Origin of the sequence: Virgibacillus oceani (assembly GCF_014638995.1) — a bacterium.
GTDB classification, from domain to species: Bacteria; Bacillota; Bacilli; order Bacillales; family Amphibacillaceae; genus Virgibacillus_E; species Virgibacillus_E oceani.
Genome location: NZ_BMFR01000022.1, coordinates 26,051 through 50,018, shown reverse-complemented (window position 1 = coordinate 50,018; position 23,968 = coordinate 26,051). Strand labels below are relative to the sequence as shown.

General features: G+C 40.6%; 24 protein-coding genes. All 24 read left to right on the top strand.

What is annotated here, in order from left to right:
* The first annotated feature begins 170 nt into the window (after positions 1–170).
* The 24 genes from IEV74_RS17580 to IEV74_RS17465 all read left to right on the top strand — a co-directional run bounded on the left by IEV74_RS17580 (position 171) and on the right by IEV74_RS17465 (position 23,960).
* Positions 171–725, top strand: coding sequence for a manganese efflux pump MntP (locus IEV74_RS17580; protein WP_188456679.1), 555 nt, complete (start codon positions 171–173; stop codon positions 723–725).
* 117 nt (positions 726–842) lie between these two features.
* Entirely contained in the window at positions 843–1,445 is a 603-nt protein-coding gene (locus IEV74_RS17575) for a low molecular weight protein arginine phosphatase (RefSeq protein WP_188456678.1), read from the top strand.
* 27 nt (positions 1,446–1,472) lie between these two features.
* The gene (locus IEV74_RS17570; RefSeq protein WP_188456677.1) at positions 1,473–2,765 is read left to right on the top strand and encodes a methyl-accepting chemotaxis protein; all 1,293 of its coding nucleotides are present in this window, start codon (positions 1,473–1,475) and stop codon (positions 2,763–2,765) included.
* 28 nt (positions 2,766–2,793) lie between these two features.
* On the top strand, positions 2,794–3,234 hold the full coding sequence (gene rpiB, locus IEV74_RS17565) for a ribose 5-phosphate isomerase B (RefSeq protein ID WP_188456676.1): 441 nt from the start codon (positions 2,794–2,796) through the stop codon (positions 3,232–3,234).
* Between the two features lie 36 nt (positions 3,235–3,270).
* On the top strand, positions 3,271–3,846 hold the full coding sequence (locus IEV74_RS17560) for a TIGR01440 family protein (RefSeq protein WP_188456675.1): 576 nt from the start codon (positions 3,271–3,273) through the stop codon (positions 3,844–3,846).
* Positions 3,847–3,870: 24 nt separating this feature from the next.
* Entirely contained in the window at positions 3,871–5,127 is a 1,257-nt protein-coding gene (gene glyA / locus IEV74_RS17555; protein WP_188456674.1) for a serine hydroxymethyltransferase, read from the top strand.
* 134 nt (positions 5,128–5,261) lie between these two features.
* The gene (gene upp, locus IEV74_RS17550) at positions 5,262–5,891 is read left to right on the top strand and encodes a uracil phosphoribosyltransferase (protein WP_188456673.1); all 630 of its coding nucleotides are present in this window, start codon (positions 5,262–5,264) and stop codon (positions 5,889–5,891) included.
* A 30-nt stretch (positions 5,892–5,921) separates the two neighbouring features.
* Positions 5,922–7,034: a non-hydrolyzing UDP-N-acetylglucosamine 2-epimerase gene (wecB, locus tag IEV74_RS17545; RefSeq protein ID WP_188456672.1), complete on the top strand. Its 1,113-nt coding sequence runs from the start codon at positions 5,922–5,924 to the stop codon at positions 7,032–7,034.
* Positions 7,035–7,228: 194 nt separating this feature from the next.
* Entirely contained in the window at positions 7,229–9,418 is a 2,190-nt protein-coding gene (locus tag IEV74_RS17540; protein ID WP_188456671.1) for a S8 family serine peptidase, read from the top strand.
* A 557-nt stretch (positions 9,419–9,975) separates the two neighbouring features.
* Entirely contained in the window at positions 9,976–10,344 is a 369-nt protein-coding gene (locus tag IEV74_RS17535; protein WP_188456670.1) for an ATP synthase subunit I, read from the top strand.
* Between the two features lie 23 nt (positions 10,345–10,367).
* A complete protein-coding gene (gene atpB, locus IEV74_RS17530) occupies positions 10,368–11,090 on the top strand; it encodes a F0F1 ATP synthase subunit A (RefSeq protein ID WP_188456669.1) in 723 nt (240 codons plus the stop codon).
* A 99-nt stretch (positions 11,091–11,189) separates the two neighbouring features.
* Complete coding sequence (gene atpE / locus IEV74_RS17525; RefSeq protein WP_099159400.1) at positions 11,190–11,402, top strand: F0F1 ATP synthase subunit C; 213 nt, start codon at positions 11,190–11,192, stop codon at positions 11,400–11,402.
* 344 nt (positions 11,403–11,746) lie between these two features.
* Complete coding sequence (gene atpF, locus IEV74_RS17520; protein WP_188456683.1) at positions 11,747–12,295, top strand: F0F1 ATP synthase subunit B; 549 nt, start codon at positions 11,747–11,749, stop codon at positions 12,293–12,295.
* The gene (locus IEV74_RS17515; protein ID WP_188456668.1) at positions 12,292–12,825 is read left to right on the top strand and encodes a F0F1 ATP synthase subunit delta; all 534 of its coding nucleotides are present in this window, start codon (positions 12,292–12,294) and stop codon (positions 12,823–12,825) included. Before atpF ends, IEV74_RS17515 begins: the two co-directional genes overlap by 4 nt.
* An 18-nt stretch (positions 12,826–12,843) precedes the next feature.
* Positions 12,844–14,355 (top strand): F0F1 ATP synthase subunit alpha, encoded by a 1,512-nt coding sequence (gene atpA, locus IEV74_RS17510; RefSeq protein WP_188456667.1) that lies wholly within the window; start codon positions 12,844–12,846, stop codon positions 14,353–14,355.
* A 99-nt stretch (positions 14,356–14,454) separates the two neighbouring features.
* Positions 14,455–15,315: an ATP synthase F1 subunit gamma gene (gene atpG / locus IEV74_RS17505; protein ID WP_188456666.1), complete on the top strand. Its 861-nt coding sequence runs from the start codon at positions 14,455–14,457 to the stop codon at positions 15,313–15,315.
* Between the two features lie 39 nt (positions 15,316–15,354).
* Complete coding sequence (atpD, locus tag IEV74_RS17500) at positions 15,355–16,767, top strand: F0F1 ATP synthase subunit beta (protein ID WP_188456665.1); 1,413 nt, start codon at positions 15,355–15,357, stop codon at positions 16,765–16,767.
* Positions 16,768–16,850: 83 nt separating this feature from the next.
* Positions 16,851–17,246: a F0F1 ATP synthase subunit epsilon gene (locus tag IEV74_RS17495; protein ID WP_188456664.1), complete on the top strand. Its 396-nt coding sequence runs from the start codon at positions 16,851–16,853 to the stop codon at positions 17,244–17,246.
* Between the two features lie 658 nt (positions 17,247–17,904).
* Positions 17,905–18,135 (top strand): DUF1146 family protein, encoded by a 231-nt coding sequence (locus tag IEV74_RS17490; protein WP_188456663.1) that lies wholly within the window; start codon positions 17,905–17,907, stop codon positions 18,133–18,135.
* A 123-nt stretch (positions 18,136–18,258) separates the two neighbouring features.
* Entirely contained in the window at positions 18,259–18,978 is a 720-nt protein-coding gene (locus IEV74_RS17485) for a YwmB family TATA-box binding protein (protein ID WP_188456662.1), read from the top strand.
* Positions 18,979–19,011: 33 nt separating this feature from the next.
* Positions 19,012–20,337, top strand: coding sequence for a UDP-N-acetylglucosamine 1-carboxyvinyltransferase (gene murA, locus IEV74_RS17480; protein ID WP_188456661.1), 1,326 nt, complete (start codon positions 19,012–19,014; stop codon positions 20,335–20,337).
* 896 nt (positions 20,338–21,233) lie between these two features.
* The gene (gene dppA, locus IEV74_RS17475; protein WP_188456660.1) at positions 21,234–22,058 is read left to right on the top strand and encodes a D-aminopeptidase DppA; all 825 of its coding nucleotides are present in this window, start codon (positions 21,234–21,236) and stop codon (positions 22,056–22,058) included.
* Between the two features lie 12 nt (positions 22,059–22,070).
* The gene (locus IEV74_RS17470) at positions 22,071–23,006 is read left to right on the top strand and encodes an ABC transporter permease (RefSeq protein WP_188456659.1); all 936 of its coding nucleotides are present in this window, start codon (positions 22,071–22,073) and stop codon (positions 23,004–23,006) included.
* Complete coding sequence (locus IEV74_RS17465) at positions 23,007–23,960, top strand: ABC transporter permease (RefSeq protein ID WP_188456658.1); 954 nt, start codon at positions 23,007–23,009, stop codon at positions 23,958–23,960.
* Positions 23,961–23,968: the final 8 nt, after the last annotated feature.

Genomic DNA, 23,968 nt, shown 5'->3' with positions numbered 1-23,968 from the left:
TTTGTCTACATATACAAATTACTAATTTACAGTTTCTGTAAGCTGTGCAACGCTAGTGGGTCAGACCCCTTGTCCCATGACACCGGTTCCAAGGGCAGCCCCGTATTATCGATTCATAATCCCCCTTGGACATGCATATTATTTATAAGCATGTCCGAGGGGGATATTTTATGTCAGCGTATCAATTGGGAGAAATTGTTTCATTAGTTTTTATGGCGGTAGCACTGGGAATGGATGCATTTTCAGTGAGCCTTGGTATGGGAATGCAAAGGATACGGCTGAAACGAATTGCCTTGATTGGTGTAGTTATCGGGCTATTTCATATGATAATGCCTTTTATCGGTATAATAGTAGGAAAGGCAATCTCCAACCAAATCGGTGAAATTACGATTCTTATCGGAGGTTTTCTATTAATTGCAATCGGTGCACAGATGCTTTTTTCTGCATTTAATCATGAAATAAAAAAGATCGTTCAGCCAATGGGGATCGGACTGCTGCTTTTTGCATTAAGTGTCAGCATGGACAGCTTTTCTGTTGGGCTTAGCCTTGGCATGTCAGGCGTAAAAACTGCCATTGCCCTTTTTCTGTTTGGAGCGGCCAGCATGGTGCTGACATGGATGGGCATGATCCTTGGGAAAAAGGTACATGGATTACTAGGAGTATATAGTGAAATATTAGGTGGAAGTATATTATGCGGCTTTGGATTAAAGCTGATTTTTGGATGAGTAAAAAAGTGGAAAAAATGCGGGACAAGGGGTCACCCCTTGTCCCGCATTTTTTCTAACAATTGATTTATTTCTATGTTATATTTTAGTTAAGAGTTTTTTTACGGGGGTTGCATTATGAAAATCTTGTTTATTTGTACAGGAAATACGTGCCGGAGCCCGATGGCGGAAGCGTTAATCAAACATAAATTCAAAGAGGCCAAGGTTCAGTCGGCGGGGATTTTTGCCGGGCAAAATCAACGTGCAAATCAAACCGCGATGGAGGCACTTGAACGAAAAGGAATCACATTGGATCATCGTTCACAGCCTGTTACGGATAAATTGCTGCACTGGGCAGATCTCGTTTTAACGATGACGACACAGCATAAACAATCACTTATTTTGCAGCATCCGAAATTTCAGGATAAATATTTCACTTTAAAGGAATACGTTTCAGAAGCAGATAAAAAAGTATGGAGCGAACTTAAACATGCCTATGCAAACTATGAAGAAAAACGATCCATATTTATCCAGGAAAACCAGCAGAAACTGAATAATAGTAAACTGGAATATGAGCTCGAACAGCATTTAAGAGACGATTTAGACTACATTCAGCAGCTGGAAGCAAGTTTAATTAATTACGATATTTCTGATCCGTTTGGCGGGGATCTGAAAATATATCAGGAAACATTAAATGAATTAGATAAATATATTGATTCACTAATTAAAAAGATAAAATAAAGTATGCAGGTGTAAGGGGAAGCATCCATGAAAAGAAAATATCGATTTAGTTTACGATTGAAATTAGTTTTGCTGACAACACTATTGGCGATTATTACGTATACCTTTAGTGCTATTTTCATTTATTTTGTTTTCAATTATGTTCAGTCATTTTGGAACGTGTCAGAAAATTGGTTCACAATTATTACGTTAGCAATGGGGATTTTTTGGTCGGGTGTATTAGCATATTTCGCTGCCCGTTTTATTACAAAGCCATTGGAAAGTCTTGAAATTGCTGCAACCAATGCAGCAAACGGAAATTTAAATCAGACCGTAGAAATATCAAATTCTGACGATGAAATTCGCTCACTTAGTATTGCTTTTGACAAGATGCTTAAAAATTTAACCGATATGGTCCATAATATAGATAAGCACTTTGATCATACGAACCAATCTGTAATAAACATCAAGAACTCATCGGATCGGGCTGCTCAATACTCGAAAGCAATTGGTGCATCTATTGATGAAATAGCTAAGGGTGCAGAAAGCTCGTCCGAGGCCATTCAGCAAACGGCAGAGTCCGTTGAGGTGGCAACAGAACTTGCTGGTGAAGTACAAAACAAGGCAAGTCAATCGAAAGAAAAATCAAACAACATGATTGATACACTAAATACGAGTAAAGCTGTGGTAAATGAGTTGGTTGCGGGTATCCAGCAGCTTGCAAGCGATCAGGAAAAATCGTTGCAGGATGTTGATCATCTAAAGCAAAATGCCTCGCAAATAGAAACGGTTATAACGATGGTCGGTGAAATTGCCGCCCGAACAAATCTATTGGCTTTAAACGCATCGATTGAAGCCGCTCAAGCGGGTGAGCATGGTAAAGGATTTGCGGTAGTTGCCGATGAAATTCGCAAATTGGCAGACCAAAGTGCAAAAGCAGTGCAGCGCATTTCTGATTTAATCAAAACGATCCAGGAAGATGTCTCACACGTAGTAAATAAAATTAATGAAAATGTGCAATATGCTAATAAAGAGGCACAAAAAGGCGAACAAACAAATGGTGCCATTGAGCAAATGTCAAAATCCATTAATGATGTAGCAGGTGAAATTGATGCGATTTCGCAATTGGTAAATAGTCAGCTGGAGTCTATTCAGGCAACCGTTAAACAATCACAGGAAGTTGCAGCTATCGCTGAAGAAACGTCTGCTGGGGCAGAGGAAATAAATGCATCCATTCAGGAACAGGCAAGCATAATTGAGCAAGTTGATCATTTGGCATATGATTTAGAAGATCAGGCAACGACGTTAAATAAGCAAATCCGGAAATTTAACGTCTCCTAATATCACCTTAAGAGAAGGAGTGGCAATGATGAAGGTTATTATTACAGCAGATCATGCGGGGATGACAATCCGTAATGAAGTGAAAAATCTATTAGACGAAATGGGGATTGACTACGAGGACACTGGCTGTGATTGCCAAAGTTCAGTAGATTATCCAGATTACGCACTTCCAGCTGCAGAACGTGTAGCTAAAGGTGAATTTGACCGCGGTATTTTTATTTGCGGAACCGGGATTGGCATGTCCATCACAGCAAATAAGGTAAAGGGTATCCGCTGTGCATTGGTACATGATGTTTATACAGCAAAATTAACCCGACAGCACAATGATTCAAATGTACTGGCAATGGGCGAGCGGGTTATTGGACCTGGATTGGCCCGTGAAATCGCAAAGAACTGGCTTGAGTCCGAATTTGATGGCGGCCGACACGCAAATCGGATTGGCAAAATTACAACGTATGAGGATAAATAAGTTTAATGTATGCATTTCACATGGCAGGTGATAGACATGGTAGATTTCAGCAAGCACGTGCAAGAAGATTGTCATGCACTTATCGGTGAATGGATTTCAAGCAAGCATCTGCACAAAGGGAATCTTTTTGTCATAGGCTGTTCCACAAGCGAAATAGCTGGGAAACATATTGGAACCGCCGGAAGTGAAGAATTAGCGGCAATCGTTTTTAATGAGCTGGAAGTATTGAAAAACAAGACGGCTATCAAGCTTGCCTTTCAATGCTGTGAACATTTAAATCGTGCATTAGTCGTTGAACAGGAAACAATGGACGCTCATCAGCTTGAACAAGTATCTGTAATTCCTGTTCCAACTGCTGGTGGGTCAATGGCTTCTTATGCCTATAAACATATGGAAAATCCAGTAGTTGTCGAAACGATCCAAGCACATGCGGGCATAGACGTTGGTGAAACGATGATCGGGATGCATCTTAAACAGGTTGCAGTTCCGGTGCGTTTTAGCCAGCGTATGATTGGGAATGCCCGTGTAACAGCAGCACGTACCAGGCCAAAATTAATTGGCGGTGAACGAGCAATGTATCATGACACCGCAATAAATAACAGCTGTAACTAATCAAATACATAGGAGGCTATACAAATGGAACAAGTGAAACAAGCAGTTAAAAACCTATCTCAAGCGGATCAAGAGCTATACGAAGCAATGCAAAATGAAAAAACACGTCAGCAGGAAAAAATTGAACTGATCGCATCAGAGAACTTTGTGTCAGAAGCGGTTATGGAAGCAATGGGATCTGTGTTAACGAATAAATATGCGGAAGGCTACCCTGGCAAACGTTATTATGGCGGCTGTGAATTTGTTGATGTAGTGGAAAATTTAGCTAGAGACCGTGCGAAGGAACTGTTTAATGCTGAACATGCTAATGTACAGCCGCATTCAGGTGCACAAGCGAACATGGCGGTATATTTCACTGCTTTAGAACCAGGTGACACTGTACTTGGTATGAACTTGAACCATGGTGGCCATTTAACACATGGCAGTCCGGTGAATTTTAGTGGTAAGCTTTATAACTTTGTTGAATATGGTGTGGATAAAGATTCAGAGCAGCTAGATTATGATGCCGTATTGGAAAAAGCGAAAGAAGTTCAGCCGAAGCTAATTGTTGCTGGTGCTAGTGCATATTCCCGTTCAATTGATTTTGCTAAGTTCCGTGAAATTGCAGATGCAGTAGGAGCTTATTTAATGGTAGATATGGCGCACATTGCTGGTCTTGTTGCTACAGGACTTCACCCAAATCCAGTGCCGCATGCTGATTTTGTTACAACAACAACACATAAAACATTAAGAGGCCCGCGTGGCGGTATGATTTTGTGTAAAGAAGAATTTGCTAAGAAAATTGATAAGTCCGTTTTCCCTGGTATGCAAGGCGGTCCGTTGATGCACATTATTGCTGCAAAAGCAACGTCATTTAAAGAGGCATTATCAGATGATTTTAAAGCATACACAAGACAAATTGTCAAAAATGCCAAAGTCTTAGGCGAGGCATTGAAGGACGAAGGAATCCGCATTGTTTCAGGCGGCACTGACAACCATTTATTACTTTTAGACGTAACACCGCTTAGCCTAACAGGAAAGGTTGCAGAAAAAGTACTTGACGACATTGGTATTACAACAAACAAAAATACGATTCCATTTGATACGGAAAGCCCTTTTGTAACAAGCGGAGTACGTATCGGCACAGCTGCTGTGACAACGCGTGGATTTAAGGAAGCTGAGATGAATGAAATTGCAGCAATTATTTCACTCACGCTTAAAAACCATGAAGATGAAGCGAAATTACAGGAAGCGGCAGATCGTGTGAAAGTATTAACAGATCGTTTTCCACTTTACGCATAATAAATAATGTGAGGATGTTCCAAATACAGAACATCCTCTTTTTATGATAACAATCTGATATCATTGCTTGAAACACTGTGATTTTTTCAGTACAATTTGTAGGATGTAACTAATAGTTAGGAGTGATCACCGAAATGGGAAAAGTACATGTACTGGATCATCCGTTAATTCAGCATAAATTAACGTACATACGAGATAAGAATACTGGAACTAAAGAATTCCGCGAGCTTGTTGACGAGGTAGCAATGTTAATGGCCTTTGAAATTACTCGTGATCTGCCTCTTCAGGAAATTACCACTGAAACACCCGTTATGGAAGCTACAACAAAAGTATTAGCAGGGAAGAAAATTGGGTTAATTCCAATTCTTCGTGCAGGACTTGGCATGGTGGATGGTATGTTGAGCCTTATCCCAGCAGCACGTGTTGGTCATGTTGGGCTATACCGTGACCCCGAATCTTTACAACCAGTAGAATACTATATTAAATTGCCATCAGATATATCAGAACGTGAGCTGATCGTGCTTGATCCAATGCTTGCAACAGGCGGTTCGGCAAATGATGCGATCCATTCATTGAAAAAACGCGGTGCAAAACAAATCCGCTTAATGTGTTTGATTGCAGCACCTGAGGGCGTTAAAAAGATACAGGAAGAACATCCTGATGTTGATGTTTATCTAGCCGCATTGGATGAAAAGCTGGATGACCATGGCTATATCGTTCCTGGATTAGGTGACGCTGGTGACCGACTTTATGGCACCAAATAGAACGGAAAAATAAATGTGGAGTGACGAGAAATGAGTAAGCGCATTAAAGTAATGACGATTTTTGGGACGAGACCAGAAGCGATTAAAATGGCACCACTTGTTTTGGAATTGCAGAAGCGCGAGGAAGAGTTTGAATCCATCGTAACGGTAACAGCACAGCACAGAGAAATGCTCGACCAGGTGCTTGAAATTTTCAACATAACACCTGACTATGATTTAAACATTATGAAACAAAAACAAACACTGGCACAAATTACAACACGGGCATTAGAGGGCTTGGACGAGGTGATGAAAGAAACGAAACCAGATATCGTTCTAGTGCACGGTGATACCAGTACTACATTTGCTGCCTCACTTGCAGCATACTATAACCAGATTGCAGTAGGGCATGTAGAAGCGGGACTTAGGACATGGGATAAATACTCACCATATCCGGAAGAGATGAACCGTCAGCTGACAGGGGTTATGGCAGACCTTCATTTTGCTCCAACAGATAAATCAAAACAAAATCTATTGGACGAAAATAAACAAGCTGACCGAATTGTTGTGACAGGAAATACAGCGATTGATGCGTTAAAAACAACCGTTGATGACGGTTACGCTAGTCCAATTTTAGAAGAAATTGGCGATAAGCGGCTAGTGCTTATGACTGCACATCGCCGTGAAAATCTTGGTAATAACATGCAGCAGATGTTCCGCGCGATTAAGCGAATTGTAGAAGAGCACAATGATGTACAGGTGATCTATCCTGTACATTTAAACCCAGTCGTCCAGGAAACAGCAAATGAGATTTTAGGAAATGACGACCGTATTAAATTAATCGAACCATTAGGCGTTGTTGATTTTCATAATTTCGCCGCACGGTCTCATTTAATTTTAACGGATTCAGGCGGAGTTCAAGAAGAAGCACCATCACTGGGAGTTCCGGTTCTAGTCCTGCGTGATACAACGGAACGCCCAGAAGGCATCGAAGCAGGGACGTTAAAATTGGCCGGTACTGACGAAGATACTATTTTTAACTTAGCACATGAATTACTAACCGATGGATTGGCATACGAAAAAATGGCAAAAGCATCAAACCCATACGGAGATGGACAAGCATCTGAACGTATAGCCGATGCGATTGTTGATTATTTTAAATAGGATTGAGGACCCAGCAGACGACGCTGGGTCCTTTTTGATGGGTCGATAGGAATATTTGGTGCAGGAATATCGGCAGGAGAACGGGAACATCGGCAGGAGAGCAAAAATGCAAACATCCGAAGCACGAAAAAAACCAATACCATGCATGATTATCCATTTTTTACAAATAATAATGGGAAAAGGAGGATTCCCCAATGCGATGCTTTCTAGTTATTACCACTATTCTAGCAACCTTATTCATGCCAACAATCATACCAGCAGCACCATCTCCCGCAGATATGCCCGATGAAAAAGTCTCGATAATAATAGAGGTGGAAGGGGATCCGGAAAAACACAAAGAATATTTGGAAGCATACTATCCGTACGTAGATGTTGTTGCTACATATGATAAATTATTTAATGGCATTGCATTGCAAGGTGATCCAGGTGATATGGCAAGAATGGATTCACTTGATTTTATTAAGGCGATTCATCCAGTATCAAAATACGAGGCAATCTATCAATCTTCAGAGGAAACAGAGACATCAAATTCAGTTATCCCCGCTTCTATTAATGATACTGATTACACTGGTGAGGGTGTAAAGGTAGGGATTATCGATACTGGAATTGATTATAATCATCCAGACCTGTCAGCAAATTTTGTTGATGGGTATGATCTTGTGGATCTTGATGATGATCCAATGGAAACTATCGCCTCCCAAGGTATGCCAACATTACACGGGACACATGTTGCTGGTATTATAGCTGCCGATGGAAAAATAAAAGGTGTTGCGCCTGATGCGGATATTTATGCATACCGTGCTTTAGGACCCGGTGGAATGGGGACATCGGTACAGGTGATCGCGGCCCTTGAACAAGCAGTGGAAGATGGGATGGATGTTATTAATTTGTCCTTAGGCAATTCGGTAAATGGACCAGATTATCCTACTAGTATAGCCGTCAATCGGGCGGTTAATCTTGGTGTTGCCGTTGTTATTGCAAATGGGAATAGCGGACCAAAGAACTGGACGGTTGGTTCCCCTGCGACTGCTGCAAAGGCAATGTCAGTCGGAGCATCAACTATGCCGCAAAAGGTTCCATACCTTTACGAACCGGCCGAGGATGTTTCAATTGGATTAACGACAATGCTAGGCTCACCCGCATGGACCCTTGAAAAAGATTATCCAATTGTCCAATTAACGGACCAGCTGCACGATGCACATGGGAAAATTGTACTCATCCAGCGTGGTAAAATTCCTTTTTATGAGAAGGCCAAAAAAGCACAAGAAATAGGGGCTGTGGCGGCAGTAATTTATAATAACGAAGAGGGGTATTTTCAAGGATCGGTAGAAAATGACCAAGCTCCACTAACAATTCCTGTAGCGGCCATTTCAAAGGAGGCTGGCGAATGGATAATGGAACAATCCAAGGTGGACCCCCTTTATCTGGAATCAATCTATAAGGAAACGATGGAGGGTGTAGCCGGATTTAGTTCTCGTGGACCTGTTGCAGTTAACTGGGATATAAAGCCCGATGTTATTGCACCGGGAGCAAATATTCTTAGTACAGTTCCAGGCGGATACAAAGAATTACAAGGGACTAGCATGGCAGCCCCCCATGTAACAGGTGCGATTGCTTTACTAAAAGAAGCGCACCCGAATTGGTCAGTCGAACAAATCACTGGAGCATTAAAAACAACTGCCCAGCCAATTCAAGACGATCATGGAACACTTTTCGAACCAATTGTCCAAGGGATGGGCCAAATTCAGCCAGAACTAGCAGTAAACACGGAAACGATTATTTATGAACCATTGTTATCCTTTGGAAAAATTAATGATTATAAGGAAACAAACAAACTTGCATTAACGATAGAAAATACATCAAACCATGAGCAACGCTATTCGTTTGAGTTCCCGAAAAAGGAAAAGGGAATTAGCTGGAATCTTCCGCAGACATTTACATTGAAAAAGAATGAACAAAAAACAATACCAGTTGAATTAAGTGTCGTCACACAGCAGCTTAAAGATGGTATACATGAGGGATGGCTAAAGCTAAATCAAGGGGAAGAAGTTTTTCATTTGCCATATCTTTTTGTCAGTAAGCAAGCGGACAATCCGAAAGCAATGGGCTTCCAATTCTTATTAAAGCCATTTTCGGATGATACGTACCTTTATCAGCTATATCTTACGGAACAGGTTAAACAAGTTAATGTAAATTTGTACAACCCTGATACATTACTTTATGAACGGGAATTCTTAGAAATTGAAGATCCGAAAGCAGGTATGAATGAAGGAAATATAAAAAAGCAGGACATTGGAGAACCAGGTATATACAAGGCACTGATTACATTAGAATTGGAAAATGGAACTTATGATAGTTACGAAACTGAAATCCAAATAGATTAAGTGCATTCGTTCACAAAAATGTCATGAATTTGTCTACTATTATCATTTATAATATTAGTGGAGATGGGAAGGTTTTCTAGATTTTAAAAATCAGTTTAACAAATGAACCCCATTGTAATGGCTATTAGTGCAAAAATACGCAGAAAATCGACAAAATACCATTCCGAAAACAGGTCGAAATTAGAGTAATTACCAATTTGTAGTTTCTCTCACAAACTGATTGACAACAAGGTGGGGCTATTGTACACTTGCTTAGTGTGGAATGGTAAGGTTTTCATTAAACTGCAATAATTGCGTCTTTTAGTCGAATTTTTGTTACATAAGTATATCGGATTCAGTATCTCTAGTCAGTGATGTATATCACTATGGAGCTCCGGTTTTTCTTATGTTTTTTGCAGCGTTAAACTACTGTATGCAATTGTCTTTACCGATAATTGCCCGCAACTTGCTTTCTGGGCAGCGTGCTGAAGTATTTTTAAAGGTTTAATCTAAAGGATTATCTATTATTTACAGAATACTTGCATTTTGTTCAAAAATTCACGGGGGAAGTATAAATCATGTCGCAATATCAAAATATGATAGCCCGCGAGCGCAAGTGGATGTTCTACCTACTCGCAATCTTGGTACTAGGAGCCGGTTTTACACCGTATCTGCGTATCTTCCTCGGACTTCTATTAGGAAGTGTGGTTAGTTTTTATAATTTATATCTATTACAAAAGAAGACTAATGATGTAGCAGAGGCTGTTGGACAAGGGAAATCGGTCCGTGGAGTCGGTACGCTTTCACGATTGGCCGCAGTCGCTTTAGCAGTAGTTATTGCACTTCGCTATGAAGACTATTTTCACATTATCGCTGTTGTTATTGGATTAATGACATCATACCTTGTCATTATGATAGATTTTTTTGTGCATGAATCTAAAAAGTAATGCTAAGAAAAGGGGTGAAAAAGTTGGATCATGAAGCACCAATAGTTGAAGATGTACTTGGAATTTCTTGGCTTGATTTTAATTTATCCAATGTTTTGATGATCGCAATCGCATCATTAATTGTATTCGTTCTCTGTGTGTTAGGTGCCAAGAGCCTGCAGTTAAAGCCGACCGGTGCACAGAACGTTATGGAGTGGATCATTGATTTTGTCAAAGGAATGGTCAACGATGCAATGGATTGGAAGACAGGAAAGAGCTTCTTGCCATTAGCATTAACACTTATCACGTATATATTTGTAAGTAACATGTTAGGTGTTATAACAATGGCTACATTTGGCCACGATTTATGGTGGAAATCCCCAACGTCTGATGCTGGTATAACATTAACGCTATCAGTAATGGTTATTCTGCTGACGAATTTTTACGGAGTGAAAATTCGAGGTGGAAAGGAATATATGAAAGACTTTATCAAACCTTACCCTATATTTTTGCCAATAAAAATAATAGAAGAACTGGCAAACTCTCTTACTCTCGGTCTTCGGTTATTTGGTAACATTTATGCAGGGGAAGTCCTGTTAGGTTTATTAGCAGGATTGATGACATCAGGAGCTGTCGGTTTCATAGGCGGTGCTATTCCTATGTTGGCATGGCAAGGATTTAGTATATTCGTTGGTGCCATTCAAGCATTTATCTTTACATTGCTGACATTGGTTTACATGTCACACAAAGTCAGCACAGATCACTAAGCTTTTTTACAATTGGTAATGAACCAGTTTGAACAGAAACCCTCTGTTTGAACAGGATATTATTAAAAAAACAAACATATTTATGAGGAGGATTTCATAATGGGAATTTTAGCAGCTGCAATAGCAGTAGGATTAGCCGCAGTTGGTGGCGGTATTGGTAACGGTATTATCGTAAGTCGTACAGTAGAAGGTATTGCTCGTCAGCCAGAACTTAAAGGTCAGCTTCAAACTGTAATGTTCATTGGTGTTGGTTTGGTTGAGGTTATGCCGATTATCGCAGTAGTTATCGCATTTATGGTAATGGGTCAATAGTAATAATAAGTAAATGGCGAAGTTCGACTTTCCATAGAATCTTCGCCGTTGTTTATGCAATTAACAAAAGCGGAAACGCCCGTTTTAGCTGAACATTCCTTCGCAGGAGATAAAGGAAACTCGGGTGAGCTTAAGCGTCGATGTTGACCTTATCGTACGGAGGTGAGGGAAGTCCATCACAGCTTTAGCGCTGGAGCTGGACGTGGCTTATTCTGTTTATAACTTTACAGCGCCACAAATTTTATACATTCCTAAACAATTCGAGATTACTGGAATAACAATTGAAATGCTTAATAATTATAGGTTGATCAAACGTTTGATTAATCATTGTAATGCCTAAATGTATGGTGAAAGGAGTGAATTCTGTGCAAGCATACACTGGAATTTCTACGATTAATGCTGCAATTGGTGGACTGCACGTTGGAGATATGCTGGTCCAATTAATTTTCTTTATTATATTGCTAGTATTGCTGCGTAAATATGCGTGGGGCCCTATTATGGGTATGATGCAAAAACGTGAAGAATATATTGCTTCGGAAATAGAAGCTGCTGAGAAAAGCCGCGCTGAAGCTGAAAAAGCATCACAGGAAGCTACTAAACAACTTAAGCAAACAAAGCAAGAGGCACAGAAGATCATCGAGGATGCCAAGAGTGCCGGCGTAAAGCAAGAACAGGAAATTATACAGTCTGCACGTAACGAAGCAGATCGTATTAAACTTGCCGCACAAGAAGAAATCCAAAATGAAAAAGAAAAAGCAATCCAAGCACTTCAGGATCAAGTGGCATCATTATCAGTTCTTATTGCAAGTAAAGTAATTGAAAAAGAAATAAGTGCACAAGATCAGGAAAAACTGATCAATGAATACATTAAAGAGGTAGGAGAAGAGCGATGAGTATAGTTGCTAAACGATATGCAGAAGCTCTTTTTCAACTCGGAAATGAAAAAGCAACTTTAGAAACAATAGTTGAAGAATTACGCGTTGTTAAAGAAGTCTTTCAAAGCAACCAAAAACTTTATACATTCCTAGAGCATCCACGAGTAAATAATGAGAAGAAGAAACAATTTTTGCAGGAAGTGTTTCAAGGTCTTTCAACCGATGTAATCAACACGTTAAAATTACTTGTTGAACGTCATCGTGCAGATAGCATTCCATCCATTATTGATCATTTATCGCAAATGGTGAACGATGCTAAAGGAACTGCAGAAGCGCTTGTTTATTCTGTTCGTGAATTGTCTGATGCCGAAAAAGCAGAGCTTGAAAGCACGTTTGCTAAACGCTTTAATAAGACAGCACTCAAGCTTGAAAATGTAGTAGATCCTTCAATTATTGGCGGCGTTAAAATCCGTATGGGGAATACCATTTATGATGGCTCCATCAGCGGTAAATTAAAACGCATCGAACGGAATATTGTAAACAAATGATGATAGGGGTGAAATGGTATGAGCATCAAAGCTGAAGAAATCAGTACACTGATTAAACAGCAAATTGAGAGTTTTGACTCGGAAATTGAAGTAAGTGATGTCGGAACAGTTATTGAAATTGGTGACGGTATCGCACGTGCTCATGGCCTTGATAATGTCATGGCTGGAGAGCTTGTTGAATTTTCAAATGGTGTAATGGGTATGGCGCAAAACCTTGAGGAATCAAACGTTGGTATCGTTATCCTTGGACCATATACAGAAATTAAAGAAGGCGATGAAGTTCGTCGTACAGGCAGAATCATGCAAGTACCAGTTGGAGAGGAATTGCTTGGACGCGTGGTGAATCCGCTTGGTCAGCCAATTGATGGAAGAGGTCCGGTTGAAACAACTAAATCTCGCCCAATCGAATCGGAAGCACCAGGTGTTATGGATCGTAAATCAGTTGATGAACCACTGCAAACTGGTATTAAAGCGATTGACGCACTTGTGCCAATTGGCCGCGGACAGCGTGAGCTTATCATTGGTGACCGTCAAACAGGTAAAACAACTGTAGCGATTGATACAATTATTAACCAGAAAGACCAAGACATGATTTGTATCTATGTTGCAATCGGTCAGAAGGATTCAACCGTTCGCGGAACAGTTGAAACACTTCGCCGTTACGGTGCACTTGATTATACTATCGTTGTATCTGCCGGAGCATCAGATCCAGCACCATTATTATACCTTGCACCATATGCAGGTGTATCAATGGGTGAAGAGTTCATGTATAACGGTAAACATGTATTAGTTGTATATGATGACTTATCAAAACAAGCGGTAGCATACCGTGAACTTTCATTGCTTTTACGTCGTCCTCCAGGTCGTGAAGCATTCCCAGGGGATGTATTCTACCTGCACTCTCGTTTATTAGAACGTGCAGCGAAGTTAAGTGACGCAAAAGGCGGCGGTTCATTAACTGCATTGCCATTTGTTGAAACACAAGCAGGCGATATTTCAGCATATATCCCAACAAACGTAATCTCGATCACTGATGGACAAATCTTCTTGCAATCAGATTTATTCTTCTCTGGTGTACGTCCGGCGATTAACGCAGGGCTTTCGGTATCACGTGTTGGTGGATCTGCACAGGTTAAAGCGATGAGAAAGGTTGCAGGTACATTACGTCTTGACCTTGCATCTTTCCGTGAATTAGAGGCATTTGCACAGTTTGGCTCTGATCTTGATAAAGCTACTGCAGCAAAACTGAATCGTGGAGCACGTACAGTTGAAGTTTTAAAACAAGGATTGCATAAACCACTAGCTGTTGAAAAACAAGTTATGATCATTTATGCACTGACAAAAGGCTTCTTAGATGATATTCCTGTAGAGGATATTACACGCTTTGAAGAACAATTCCATTTATGGCTAGATGAAAACCGTTCGGAATTACTTGCATCGATCCGTGATACTGGTCAACTTCCAGAAGCAAACGATATGAACGATGCAGTAGATTCATTTAAGAAAACATTTTTACCTTCAGATAAGTAAACAAAGGCGAAGCGGACTTGCAAATGCTAGTCCGTCTGAGCTAAAAGTTTAAGTTAATATATGCACGCAACCTTTGAAATGAAAGGGTGGTGAAAAAGCTTGGCATCACTAAGAGATATTAAAACCAAAATCGATTCTACAAAGAAAATGAAACAAATTACCAAGGCAATGGAAATGGTTTCTGCTTCTAAAATGAATCGTGCCGAAGAAAATGTTCATTCATTTTTGCCGTACAGTGAAAAAATTCAGGAAGTTGTTGCAAGCATCGCACAAAGCAGCAAAAACATTGACAATCCAATGCTTAACAGCCGTGATGTGAAAAAGACAGGATACCTTGTCATAACATCGGATCGTGGACTTGCAGGAGCATACAACAGCAGTGTGTTACGTAAATTGCATCAAACGATTAAAGAGAAACACAACTCAACAGATGAATATGTCATAATTGTTGCTGGACGTGTTGGCTATGAGTATTTCAAAAAACGCAATATGCCAATCGTTAAAAGTGTTCTTGGACTTGCCGATCAACCGAATTTTGCTGATATCAAAGAATTGGCTTCAGAAACAGTACAAATGTATATTAATGAAGAAATTGATGAGCTGAATATTTATTATAACCATTATATTAGTGTTATCTCGCAACAAGTGACCTCTAAGAAATTACTGCCACTTACTAATTTGCAGGAGGGCACTGTTTCGGGCAGTCAATATGAATATGAACCAGATCAAGAGGAAATATTGGAAGTACTTTTACCGCAATATGCCGAGAGCTTAATTTATGGCGCATTGCTTGACGGTAAAGCGAGTGAACATGCAGCGCGGATGACAGCAATGAGAAGTGCGTCTGATAATGCTGATGAAATTATCGGAGACCTTACATTGTCATACAACCGTGCCCGCCAAGCAGCTATCACACAAGAAATTACAGAAATTATTGGTGGAGTAGCTGCACTAGAATAGCTCCTTGACCATTCAACAGTAAGTTAGGAGGGAAATTCGATGACGAAAGGTTATGTTTCACAAGTCATGGGGCCCGTAGTCGATGTGAAATTCGAGGACGGTCAGCTCCCAGACATATATAACGCATTAGTAGTCCAGTTTGAAGCACAGGACGATTCTAAAGTAAGCATTGAACTTACATTAGAAGTAGCACTTCATCTAGGTGACAACTCTGTTCGTACAATTGCGATGTCATCAACAGATGGTGTACAGCGCGGAATGGAAGTTGAAGATTTAGGCAGAGCAATTTCAGTACCGGTTGGCGATGTGACACTTGGTCGCGTATTTAACGTACTAGGTGAAAACATTGACCTGGACGAACCATTAGATGCTGGTGTTCGTAAGGATCCAATTCACCGCGAGTCACCGGAATTTGAAAATCTTGCAACGGAAACAGAAATTTTAGAAACTGGTATTAAAGTTGTTGACTTATTAGCACCATATATCAAAGGTGGTAAAATCGGTTTGTTTGGTGGTGCCGGTGTAGGTAAAACAGTTTTAATTCAGGAATTAATCAACAACATCGCACAAGAACATGGCGGTATTTCCGTATTTGCCGGTGTTGGTGAACGTACTCGTGAAGGTAATGACCTTTACTATGAAATGAAAGATTCAGGCGTTATTGCAAAAACTGCCATGGTATTCGGTCAAATGAACGAACCGCCTGGTGCGCGTATGCGTGTTGCATTAACAGGTCTGACAATGGCTGAATATTTCCGTGATGAGCAAGGCCAGGATGTGTTGCTTTTCATTGATAATATTTTCCGTTTTACACAAGCGGGTTCAGAGGTTTCCGCATTATTAGGCCGGATGCCATCTGCCGTTGGTTACCAGCCGACACTTGCAACTGAAATGGGTAAACTGCAAGAGCGTATTACGTCAACAAATAAAGGTTCTGTAACATCAATCCAGGCTATCTATGTACCTGCCGATGACTATACAGATCCAGCGCCAGCGACAACATTTGCTCACTTGGATGCAACAACAAACCTAGAGCGTAAACTTTCTGAGCAAGGTATTTACCCTGCTGTGGACCCATTGGCATCTACATCACGTGCATTAGATCCTGAAATTGTAGGCGCAGAACATTATGAAGTAGCAACTGAAGTTCAGCGTACACTGCAAAAGTATAAAGAACTGCAAGATATTATCGCAATTCTTGGTATGGATGAGCTTTCTGATGAAGATAAACAAACGGTACAACGAGCACGTCGTATTCAAAACTTCCTTTCTCAAAACTTCCACGTTGCTGAACAGTTTACTGGACAAAAAGGTTCTTATGTACCAGTACAGGAAACTGTAAAAGGCTTCAAAGAGGTTTTAGAAGGTAAATATGATGATTTGCCGGAAGATGCATTCCGTTTAGTTGGCCGTATCGAAGAAGTAGTTGAAAAAGCAAAAGAAATGGAATAATAACGAAGACTTAACTGACGCAATTAGTTGGGAAATTTTAAAATGATTTCCCAACCTGCATTAAGTCTGTAGGAGGGGTTACATTGAAAACACTAACTGTGAGTGTTGTTACTCCTGATGGTCCGGTTTTGGAAGATAGCTTTGAAATGGTTAGCTGTAAAGCGGAAAGTGGTGAACTTGGTATTTTGCCAGGGCACATTCCATTAGTCGCTCCGCTGACAATCAGTGCCGTACGATTAAAAAATGGCAATGATTCAAAACGATTAGCTGTTAGTGGCGGATTTTTGGAGGTGCGCCCAGAAAAGGTAACAATTCTTGCCCAATCTGCAGAAACACCTTCAGACATCAATGTTGAACGCGCGAAAGAAGCAAAATCACGCGCAGAACAACGCCTCCAGTCTAAACAAGACGATATCGACTTCCAAAGGGCTGAATTAGCACTCAAACGAGCAATGAACAGATTGGATATTGTAGGATAATTTTGGAAAGCTTCTCACTTTTGTGGGGGGCTTTTTGTGTAGTTAAGGCTTTAAATTGGAATAAAATAGATACAAGATTAGTGGATAATTGGAAATGAGGAAGCTCCGACCCGATGTGATGGGAAATCGATTGACTAGAGATAGTATTAGCCAGATTGCAGAATTCAGGCGAATCGGCAAGTGCGGCGGGAAATATATCGGAAAGGAATAACAGCAAGTGCGGTGGATTCAAGCAAAAAGGAAAATGTCAGGTAAGGCGAGAAATCAAACGGAAATAACGACAAATGCAGTGGCAGAATGATCGAAAAGGGAATATGCCAAGTACGGCGGTAAATTTATTGAAAAGGGAAATTAACGACAAATACGGAAGGAAATAAATCGTAAAAAGAAATATTGACTGTTATGGAGATACGGACGGAATATGACAATACCCATAGTCACGCAACTGGGAAACCAGCACCTTTATTTCATACTTTGCGGGAAAATGAAGTCGATATTTCCCGGGAAATGCTAAATATTGATTATTTCCTGTTCCTGCTTCAACACAATTTGACACTTCATTCAATAAACCCCTGCATTAAATCCGTTGACAATTCCATGCATTACTGGCAAAGTAACATTAGTGAAAAGTTATTTTAAAGGCAAGGTGTGAAGATATATGTTTTCAATCGGTCAATTAGCACTAACTAGTATGATCTCCCATTTACTTTTTATTTTTATTACATGGAGGCTAGTACAGACAATTAATTTCGATCCGTTAATAAGAAAGGGCCGCGCTACTGAAGCACGAATTCTTCTATTGTTTATCACAATAGTAATCGGTACCGGTGTCAGCAGGTTCTTCCTTGAATTCCTTCGATGGTCTCAGGATCTTAGATTACTCTTCTAGGATGCTAAACAAGGTTCCTTATTAAAAATCTAGTATTCTATAAATCTGTCGGAATTTATGAGGTATGTTTCTAAATCCTCCTGTTCATACTATAGTTATAGTTTTGAATAAGGAGGATTTTTTATGAAGAAAGCAGGTATTATTTTTATTTTAATATTATGTTGTACGACAAAGGCATTAGCCTATAATGCTGCACCTGAAAATGATGAAATGGTGGATTTAGCAGCACTTGCCCTAGAAAGTGCTTTAACCGTTGATAAGTGGCAGGTCACAATCAAAGAACAAATTGATCATAATGGAATACAATATAAAATAAAGCAATTGAAAAATAGTTATTTAGTCACTACCAGTGAAGACGAAAACGTTATAAAATATTCATTTAGTGACGCTCATAATTCGGGTGAAGTTAACGAAAGCTATAAAGTTATCATCCCAAAAAATAAAGCGTATCAGGCAGAAATAGTAGGAATTTTAAGTGGCAAGGTTTGGAACAATTCTATTAGTAAAATCTATCAGCAAAAGGTCAATTCGATGACAGAACAATTTTTTACACAATCCGCCAAAAAATTTGCTTGTCTGACAACTGAAAGTAATGATACAATTAGTAGTGATTATTTTTTTAATAAAGTAAAACAGAAACTAAATCTGCAACATATATCGACACAATACGATTCAATACAAAACTCTATGCATGAAAAAATAATATACGGGTATACATCATTATGGAATCAACAAATCACTATAATGGATAAACCCATGAACGTTCAGCTCGCGGTTAGAGCTGATAAAAACGAAAGCACGAAATTCACGATAGGAACACCTATCTTGATTACTGAATATTAATATAGTGAAATTGGGACTGAAGGAGATTGAAACATGGAAAAGATCATCGTTCGCGGCGGGAGACAATTAACTGGCGCCGTTAAGGTTGAAGGTGCTAAGAATGCAGTGCTGCCTGTTATCGCTGCAAGTATTATTGCAAGTGAAGGAAAAAGCGTTTTACATGACGTTCCTGTTCTGGCTGATGTTTATACAATTAATGAAGTTATACGAAATATGAATGCTGATGTTCAATTTGAAAATAATACAATTACAGTAGATGCGTCACAAAAGTTAATGACAGAGGCGCCTTTTGAGTATGTTCGCAAAATGCGTGCATCCGTTTTAGTATTAGGACCTCTATTAGCCCGTTATGGTCATGCGAAAGTTGCTATGCCTGGAGGATGTGCTATTGGATCGCGTCCAATAGATTTGCATTTAAAAGGCTTCGAGGCAATGGGTGCAGATGTGCATGTTGGTAACGGTTTCGTTGAAGTGAAAGTAGATGGAAGACTTCAGGGTGCTAAGATTTACTTAGACGTACCAAGTGTTGGAGCTACGGAAAATATTATGATGGCTGCTGCTCTAGCGGAGGGCAAAACTATTCTCGAAAATTGTGCAAAAGAGCCAGAAATAGTTGACTTAGCTAATTTCTTAAATAAAATGGGCGCTAGAATAGTAGGTGCTGGTACAGAAACGATCCGTATCCATGGAGTTGAGAAGCTGCAAGGAACGGAGCATACCATTATTCCAGATCGAATTGAGGCAGGAACGTTTATGGTGGCTGCAGCTTTAACTGGCGGAAATGTCTTAATTGAAAACGCAGTAAGTGAACATTTACGTTCTGTTATTTCTAAATTAGAGGAAATGAATGTGGAGATTCTTGATGAAAATGGCGGGCTTCGGGTTATTGGACCAGAACAATTGAAAGCAACGGATATCAAAACATTGCCACACCCCGGTTTCCCAACAGACATGCAATCACAAATGATGGCATTAATGACATATGCACAAGGTACAAGTGTTATAACGGAAACAGTTTTTGAGAATCGTTTTATGCATGTTGAAGAATTTAGAAGAATGAATGCTAAAATGAAGATTGAAGGACGCAGTGTTATAATCGAGGGTGATTCAGACTTGCAAGGTGCTGAGGTTGCAGCAACTGATTTACGTGCTGCGGCAGCATTAATTTTGGCTGGATTAAGAGCAGACGGCTTTACTCGGGTAACAGAGCTTAAGCATCTCGATCGCGGCTATGTGAATTTTGCTGGAAAACTAGCATCATTAGGAGCAGACATCGAACGTGTTGATGAAAACGGTAATGTCGTAAAATCTTTTGCTGAAATAGATTACCAGACTGATAGATTAGCAGAGTTATCTTAAACTTATTATTTATTATTACCAACAGGTGATGCAATTATACGCATCACCTGTTTTTTGTATGCAGAAATTTACTGGAAATCGTCGAGTGCTGCATGAACATTGGGAGGAGGGGGGATATCGGAGGAAGAGGCGAAATATTGGTGAAAGCATTAACCCGAGGGGCGTAACATCAACGCGAGAGAGGGAACATCAACACGATAGGCGGGAACATCAACCCGAGGGGCGGAACATCAACCCGAGAGGCAGGAACATCAATCCGAGGGGCGTAACATCAACCCGAGAGAGGGAACATCAACCCCAGAGGCGGGAACATCAACCCGAGGACGGGAACATCAACCCGAGGGGCGGAACATCAACCCGAGAGGCAGGAACATCAACGCGAGGGGCGTAACATCAACCCGAGAGAGGGAACATCAACCCGAGAGAGGGAACATCAACCCGAGGACGGGAACATCAACCCGAGGACGGGAACATCAACCCGAGGGGCAGGAACATCAACTCGATAGGCAGGAACATCAACCCGAGAGAGGGAACATCAACCCGAGAGCGGGAACATCAACCCGAGGGGCGGAACATCAACCCGAGAGGCAGGAACATCAACCCGAGAGCCAGCACATCAACCCCAGAGCGGGAACATCAACCCGAGAGTGGGAACATCAACCCGAGAGGCAGGAACATCAACCCGAGAGCCAGCACATCAACCCCAAAGCTAGCACATCAACCCGAGCCACAAAACATCAACCCCAGAGCAAAAACATCAACCCAATCCACAAATCTACATACACCCCCAACACCACAATTTACCTTTCTGTAAAATCAAAACTGTCTTTAAATTTCAATAATAGTGTGATAGAATTGAAAGAAAATTACTAATACTTAACAAAGGGGCGTACAACATGAAGCTATACGTGTCAGTGGATATGGAGGGTATTACTGGTTTACCTGATTATACATATGTAGATTCCTCCATGCATAACTATGGGAGAGCACGTAAGATTATGACTGATGAAGTAAATTATGTGATTGATGCAGCTTATAAATTTGGCTGCGGGGATATTTTAGTTAATGACAGTCATTCAAAAATGAACAATATTTTAATTGATCAATTACACCCTGATGCACAGCTAATTACGGGAGAAGTGAAGCCGTTATCAATGGTTCAGGGGCTTGATCGTACATACGAGGGTGCGATGTTTGTAGGCTACCATGCGCGTGCGGGGCAATTTGGTGTTATGTCGCATGCGATGATTCATGCTGTTCGAAATTTCTACATTAATGATAAACCAATTGGGGAGCTTGGCTTTAATGCTTATGTTGCGGGTCATTTTGGTGTGCCGGTATTACTGGTAGCGGGTGACGATCAGGCTGCAAAAGAGGCCGAGGAGCTAATCCCCAATATTACAACTGCGGCGGTAAAGGAAACGATTTCCCGCTCATCGGTTAAAAGCTTGACACCAAAAAAGGCAGGGGAACTGTTAACGCAAAAAGTAACACAAGCATTGGAAAATAGACATAATGTGCAGCCGCTCGTACCACCGGAAAATCCTGTGTTAAAAATTGAATTTAACAACCATGGTCAGGCTGAATGGGGCAACCTTATGCCAGGCACAGAAATTGTACCTGGAACGACAATTGTAAAATACAATGCAAAAGATATTGTAGAGGCGTATCAGGCAATGCTTGTGATGACCGAGCTCGCTATGCGTACAACCTTTTCATAGGAGTGAGGAGAAATGACGCGATACATATTAAAACGATTACTGATGATGATCATAACGATATGGATCATTGTGACGCTGACATTTGTTTTGATGAAAGCGGTCCCTGGTTCGCCTTTTAACGAAGAACGTACAACAAACGAAACCGTTCAGGCAAACTTAGAGGCACATTACAACCTTGATGAACCATATATCGTTCAATATTTACTTTACTTAAAATCTATCGTTACATTTGATTTCGGTCCATCTATTAAACAACCAACAGAAACCGTTAATGATTTGCTTGGACGCGGGTTTCCAATTTCCTTTGAATTGGGGATTGTGACTATCATTGTCGCAGTAATCTCTGGGATAATCCTAGGAATACTTGCCGCGCTCAGGCACAACGGCATTATAGACTATTTGGCTATGAGTTTTGCCGTTCTGGGGATATCTATTCCTAACTTTGTCTTAGCAACGTTACTTATTCAAAAACTGGCCGTCGATTGGAATTTGCTGCCGCCTGCAACATGGTCAAGTCCGGCGCATATGGTTCTGCCTGTAATTGCTTTAGCGACGGGACCGATGGCAATCATCGCCAGATTAACCAGATCAACCATGCTGGAAGTACTGACGCAGGATTACATAAAAATGGCTCGTGCAAAAGGGCTGTCTCCATGGAAAATTATTTTTAAACATGCACTGAAAAATGCACTTATGCCTGTAGTAACGATTATGGGAACCTTGCTTGCAGGTATTCTGACTGGAACATTTGTCATTGAAAAAATCTTCGCAATACCTGGCATGGGAAGGTATTTTGTGGAAAGCATCAACCAGCGTGACTACCCGGTTATTATGGGTACAACCGTTTTCTATAGTGCTTTTCTGATTTTTATGCTGTTTCTAGTTGATATCGCATACGGCATACTGGATCCACGTATCAAAATACACAAAAAGGGCGGGGGAGAATAAATGAAACCAAGAAAGACGAATCATTCTCCATCACCTGCAGCAGTTCAGGACGACTGGTTTAAATGGAAGGAGAAAGACTTAAGTAAAGCAGAATCGGTTGCACGGCCATCATTGTCTTATTGGCAGGATGCATGGAAACGACTGGTGAAAAATAAATTAGCAATGGCAGGACTTATTTTCCTTGTTCTTTTAACTGTGATGGCTATTATCGGACCAATGCTGTCACCGTATAAAGTAGATGGAAACGATTTGCCGAACCAGTTTTTGCCTCCATCAGGGGATCATTGGTTTGGTACAGACTCGCTTGGCCGTGATGTGTTTACGAGAACATGGTATGGTGCCAGAATCTCCTTATTTGTCGGTTTGATGGCAGCGTTAATAGATTTCTTCGTAGGCGTCGTTTATGGCGGTATCTCAGGCTATAAGGGCGGGCGCACAGACAATATTATGATGCGTATCGTAGAAGTGTTATACGGTCTTCCATATCTATTAGTAGTAATTCTATTATTAGTCGTATTGGGGCCAAGTCTTACAACCATTATCATAGCGCTTACTGTAACCGGCTGGGTAGGAATGGCCAGGATCGTAAGGGGGCAGGTGCTGCAAATTAAAAACTATGAATTTGTTCTAGCCTCGAAGTCATTTGGAACGAAGACGAAGCGGATTATTCGTAAAAATTTGCTCCCCAATACGATGGGGCCAATCATCGTACAAATGACATTAACTGTACCAAGTGCCATTTTTGCTGAAGCATTCCTAAGCTTCCTTGGGCTAGGTATACAATCTCCATTTGCAAGCTGGGGTGTCATGGCAAATGACGCATTAGGAGCGATACTTTCGGGATATTGGTGGACATTATTCTTCCCGGCATTTTTTATCTCTTTTACGATGTTTGCTTTTAACGTATTGGGAGATGGACTTCAGGATGCACTTGATCCGAAGCTGAGAAAGTAGGTGGGACT